Annotated in this window: 5 protein-coding genes; 2 read left to right on the forward strand and 3 right to left on the reverse strand. The window is 41.8% G+C overall.

Annotated elements, in window-relative coordinates; genetic code table 11:
- The first annotated feature begins 62 nt into the window (after window positions 1-62).
- Window positions 63-437 (forward strand): SA1362 family protein, encoded by a 375-nt coding sequence (locus ACFVSH_RS22180; protein ID WP_081395494.1) that lies wholly within the window; start codon window positions 63-65, stop codon window positions 435-437.
- 22 nt (window positions 438-459) lie between these two features.
- Here ACFVSH_RS22180 and ACFVSH_RS22185 read toward each other — a convergent pair whose 3' ends face one another.
- Entirely contained in the window at window positions 460-1,341 is an 882-nt protein-coding gene (locus ACFVSH_RS22185) for a patatin-like phospholipase family protein (RefSeq protein ID WP_387707858.1), read from the reverse strand.
- 85 nt (window positions 1,342-1,426) lie between these two features.
- Window positions 1,427-2,452 carry a spore photoproduct lyase gene (gene splB, locus ACFVSH_RS22190; RefSeq protein WP_387597902.1) on the reverse strand — a complete coding sequence of 342 codons (1,026 nt, stop codon included), beginning with the start codon at window positions 2,450-2,452 and terminating at the stop codon, window positions 1,427-1,429.
- Between the two features lie 137 nt (window positions 2,453-2,589).
- On the opposite strand from splB, the gene ACFVSH_RS22195 reads away from it, so the two are divergent.
- Window positions 2,590-2,775, forward strand: a complete 186-nt coding sequence (locus ACFVSH_RS22195) for a hypothetical protein (protein WP_192205479.1) — start codon at window positions 2,590-2,592, stop codon at window positions 2,773-2,775.
- A 129-nt stretch (window positions 2,776-2,904) separates the two neighbouring features.
- On the opposite strand, the gene ACFVSH_RS22200 is transcribed toward ACFVSH_RS22195, so the two are convergent.
- Complete coding sequence (locus tag ACFVSH_RS22200; protein WP_387707860.1) at window positions 2,905-5,475, reverse strand: vitamin B12-dependent ribonucleotide reductase; 2,571 nt, start codon at window positions 5,473-5,475, stop codon at window positions 2,905-2,907.
- Between the last annotated feature and the right edge of the window lie 145 nt (window positions 5,476-5,620).

A 5,620-nucleotide genomic window follows, 5' to 3' on the forward strand; every position in this document is an offset into this window, starting at 1 on the left:
GACATTAATGATGTTTAAAATAAGCTCAAAATGCTTATGATGCTCTTAAGGAGGTGTCTTTGTTGAAACGTTTCATATCTTTCATGATATACGGAATCATCGCCCTCGGAGTCCTCGGACTAATGAGCCGACTATTTAATGACCCGATTGGCTTTTTTAGAAACATTCTCATAATAGCCATTGTCGCAGGGATTATTTATATGATTTATACCGGATTAACAAAGGGAAAACCAGTTAAGAAAGAGCAGCAAGCATTCCGAAAGGCTGCCCGCCAATCGAAAAAAAGGCTAAAAAACCGAACTTCGAAAAAAGATAATGTGGCTAGCTTCTCTGCAGCAAAATCATCAAAGAAAATAAAATGGAGAAAGAAAACGGATAGTCACTTAACCGTCATCGAAGGGAAAAAGAATAAAAAGAAAAATCGGGCTTCTTTTTAAGAGCCCGATTTTTTATTTACAATCAATAAGTCCATTTTTTAAGGAATTCTCTCGTGCACTGCCTGCCCAGATTCATCAATTCCCCCTTTTTTTCATCATTCAGATTGAAATCCATTGCAGAAATTTCCTTCATCGGGATAAATACAATATTATGGACGTGTTTCTTGGAAATATATCGTGCATCATGGGCATCTTTCATCGTTTTAAATAATGCGGAGAACAATTCAACCGCATTATCGACCTCATGCGGTTTCCATATCTCATCGACACTTAGCCGCAAACCGATGACTGGCCTTTCCTTTCTTACATGATCGGAATTGAATAGCCACATTGGAAAATTGCTTAACACACCTCCATCTACAAAAAGGAACTTGCGTTTTCCGACATCAATTTTGACTGGCTCAAAAAAATAAGGAATGCTACAACTCATTCTTACTGCCTTTGCCACTGGAAAAGTGCTCGGATCAATGCCATAGTTCGGTAAATCATCAGGCAGTACCACCAATTTCCCATTTGTAATGTCAGAGCTTATGATTCTGAGGGATTTCGGTCGAATATCCTTAAAGGTGACTACATTCCTTTCGGCAAGTTTACCGGCGACCCATGTCTCCAGTGCGTTGCCTTTATAAAGGCCCAGTTTCCAGTATAGAAGGACCCATTTGGCAAACGGGATAGGCAAAATACCACGCCTTTTGTCCAGCAGGGCGCTTAAATCTATATCAAGAAAAAGCTTTTCCATTTCTTCACCTGTGTACCCAGCTGCTACGAAAGCTGCTATTATGGATCCTGCACTTGTACCGGCTGTTCGATGGAATATAAATCCCCGTTCTTCTAATTCCTGCAGGGCTCCCACTAAACCATAGCCTTTAATCCCGCCTCCGGAAAAAACGCCGTCAATAATCATAGCTGCCCTCCCCTAATCCGGTCTTTACATTTCTAAGCAGGATTAGAGCGATTTATGACAGTTTTTAATAGAAAATTGCCTTGATTCAGGTAAAATACTGAATTTCCGCTTTAGGGAAGAATTCCGCGATATACGCACGAATGGTCGTTTCCAGTTCTGCGGCTTCTTCTTTTTGATAAACATATTTACCAATTCCATATCGGCCCCATTTATATTTACGCTTTGTTTCGTCCAGTTCCAATTTTGTTTTCGGGTAGTTTTTTTGAATCACTTTTTTTGCTGGGCCAGTAAACCGATGCTGAATTAATTCGAAGGTCAAGTCAGGGATATCCACCCCATTCAAAGCCTCACTCAACCGTTCGAATAATTCATGGTAGCCCTCCTTCCATGCTTCATGACGATATATTGGAGCTACGATAAAACCGAGGGGATATCCTGCCCCTGCCACTTTACGTGCCGCTTCCATCCTTTCTTCGAAGCTCGAAGTTCCGGGCTCGAAATTCTTTATCACATAACGTGAATTTATACTGAAGCGAAATCTTGTTTTTCCATTATGTTCAGCATCCAACAGATGGTCGACATGATGAAATTTAGTTACGAATCTTAGAACCCCATATTCACTTTTCCCAAAATATTCTATGGCCCTTTTTAACGAATGTGTCAAATGGTCAATTCCGACGATGTCCGATGTACAGGCTGCCTCAAAACGGGTAATTTCGGGCTTTCTCTCATTTATATATTTTTCGGCTGCTTCGAAAATCTCTTCAAGATTCACATATGTCCTAATATATGGTTTTGATCCGAGTGTCGTCTGTAAATAACAATAGTGACAATGCCCCATACACCCTGTAGCAAGAGGTATGGCATATTCAGCAGATGGCTTTGAGGAATCGAATTTCAATGTTTTTCTGATTCCTACCACAAGCGTCGATTTGGCGACACGATATTTTTGCAGATCATTTTCTCCAGGTAGATCCCTAATTTGGTTATGCGATGTGGTCTCACGGATTTCAATGTTCAAATCTTCAAATTTCTTTTTTAATTCCCGGCCAAGCGGGTATTCCAGTGCCCTTGGCTCAATATATACTAACTGTGGCATAAATGGTTTCATTTCGATCTCCATTCTTTTATCGATTTGTTCATATTTTCAATCGAACTACACAATCTAATTCATAAGGATAGTTTTTCTTTATTCTGTTAGCCTCATGATTGTTTATACTTGGAAATTTAAAATGAAGGAGATGCGATATGGTTAATAAACGAGACTTCTTGACAAATGGAACGGGGAAACAAGCGATCACCGTCCAAACAGATAATAAATATCCAAATCCAAGGAATATACCTGGAGACTCGGTCGATGAATTTTCGGTATTGAAAGATGGCAACCAATATCTAGCTGAAAAGGAAATAGGGCAGCAAAATGAAAATGGTTGATTGAACGCAAAAAGAAGACCGAATTTACGAGGATTCGGTCTTCTTTTGCTATGTAACTGAACAGGCTGTTACTTGAAAAAGCCGTTAAGATAGCTTTGCAGCATACTTAACGACTTCCCTTTCATCAGCTTATAGCCCGCATTTCAATTGCGCTCCGCAATTCGTGCAAGTATTGCATCCGCCCATTTCCTGGACTTCACCTTTACGGCAGACCGGGCAAGTGTTACCCACTTCCGATCCAATTGTAACATTCGTCGAACGCAGTTCATTTATCGTATCGACCAAAACAACTTTCTTCTTAACTTCCACATCTGTCAATTCATCCATTTCAAGCTGCTCGTCCATTTGGTTTTCTTCCGCTTTGAGCGTAAGGACCTGACTGTCACGGCTTCCGTCCACATATACAGTACCGCCTTTTGCTCCGCCTTTATATAGACGTTCATATACTTTTTCAACTTGTTCGACCGTATATCCTTTTGGCGCATTGACTGTCTTACTGATCGAACTGTCAATCCAGCGCTGAATGATGCATTGAACATCAGCATGCGCTTCCGGTGCTAATTCCATAGCGGAAATGAACCATTTTGGAAGCTCTTCTGTATCGGCTTCCGGATGACGTTCCAAGTATTCCTGTACAATGTCAGCCTTCACCTCTATGAATTTACCCAGACGGCCGCTGCGGAAATACGTGAAAGAGAAATATGGTTCAAGACCTGTTGATACCCCAACCATCGTTCCTGTGCTTCCTGTAGGGGCCACTGTCAATAAATGAGAGTTACGGATGCCATGTGCAGCAACACTTTCCCTGATATCTTCCGGCATTTTTTCCATAAACCCAGTTTGGGTGAAACGTGTTCTAAGCTCATTGGTTTCTTCGTCCGTTGACCCGATCAGGAACGGGAAACTGCCTTTTTCTTGAGCAAGTTCCACGGAAGCCCTGTAAGCAGTAGTCGCAATCGTTTCAAACACCTTGTCAACCAGGATATTTCCTTCTTCAGAACCATATTCCGTTTCACAGTAAATCAACAGGTCATGCAGACCCATTACACCAAGTCCAACCCGTCGCTCGCCCAGTGCTTGTTTTTTGTTTTCATCCAAGAAATAAGGAGTTGCATCAATGACATTGTCCTGCATACGCACACCGACTTCGACGGTTTGCTTAAGTTTCTCGAAATTAACCGTTTTGCTATCTTTATCAGCCATTTCAGCCAAATTGACTGCCGCAAGGTTACATACTGAATATGGGGCCAATGGCTGTTCGCCACAAGGGTTCGTGGCAACGACCTGCTGACCGTATGCTTTGGCATTCGTCATTTCATTAGCATTATCGATAAAGAAAATTCCTGGTTCAGCAGAATATGTCGCACAAATGTTTATTAAGTTCCAAAGCTCTTTAGCTCGGATTTTACGGTAAACACGGACTTTGTGACCCATTTTTTCCCATTCGCGAACATCACCGACATTATGCCATTCTTCATTGTAAATGGCCATTTCTTCGGCATTATAGCTCTCTACATCAGGAAAACGCAATTCGTATTCCGCATCTTGTTCTGCCGCTTCCATAAATTCCTTAGTCAGGCAAATAGAGATATTGGCTCCAGTCAGAAAATCCGAATTATGGACACTGTACGTTCCACCTGTACGGATCTTTTCTTCTGCATCCCTAATGATTTTCTCACTGAACCCACCTTGGCCAGGAATCTCCTTATAATTGATGATCCCTTGATACATAGCCGTTTCCGGTTCCGTATGCGGCGTGAATTTCAATTTATCCGTCGCATATTTCTTGATGGCTTCATCTTTAGTGTTTTCGACTAGGTAACGCAGAATCCTTGGATTTTGCATTTTGGAAATGATGAACTCCGCAATATCAGGATGCCAATCAGCAAGCATGATCATTTGCGCGCCGCGTCTGCTGCCGCCCTGTTCAACAAGATGCGTCAGTTTCGCAATATCGTCAAGCCATGATACTGAACCCGAGGATTTTCCATTCACCCCTTTTGCCAGAGTGTTTCTTGGACGCAGTGTCGATCCGTTCGTACCCACTCCGCCGCCGCGGCTCATGATCTCCATCACTTGTTTCCTATGTTCTGAGATCCCTTCACGTGAATCCGGTACGAATGGCATTACATAGCAGTTGAAATAAGTAACGTCCGTATTGGAACCTGCACCGTATAATACTCGTCCTGCCGGGACAAAATTAAGGTTCTTTAATTCTTCATAGAATTTATTGAACCATTCCGTTCTTTTTTCTTCCGTGGTTTCCACTGATGCCAAGCCCGTTGCATTACGTTTCGCAATTTGTTCATAGTATATTTCAAGCGGCTTTTCGATTATATCCAACGGACGGTTAACAATTCCTGTCTCCACTTCTTCCGGATTATCCAATACGCCACGGAATTCTTCATCTACCAATACCTTGGCTTTTTTGGTTTCCCAATCAATTTCAACGATGTAACCGAGACCCCTTGCCGGGAATTTCGGATCTTCCTTAATCGTCAACACGACGAAATCGCCTGCCGAGAGTGTGATTTTTTCAGTATCCTTAAAAGAATAGCGGTCAAGCATGACTAGACGGGACACTCCCTTATGCGCCATTTTCATATCAGCAGTTACAGGGTGAACCTGGGGAAATAAAGAAATATCCTTATTCAACCTTTCTAGATCAACCTTTAAAGCTTCTTTTATTACAACCGACATAATTCCCTCTCCTTTATATGTTTCAAGATCCGTTCTTGCTGCCGCAAAAATCCTTATGTAGCCTTACATGTCCGTTTCGCTTAACAAGTACCCTAAATTTATCATAGCGAAACTCAAAAATCAATATATAGTGTCGCATTAAATA

Source organism: Peribacillus sp. NPDC058002, from assembly GCF_042886655.1.
GTDB lineage: Bacteria > Bacillota > Bacilli > Bacillales > DSM-1321 > Peribacillus > Peribacillus aracenensis.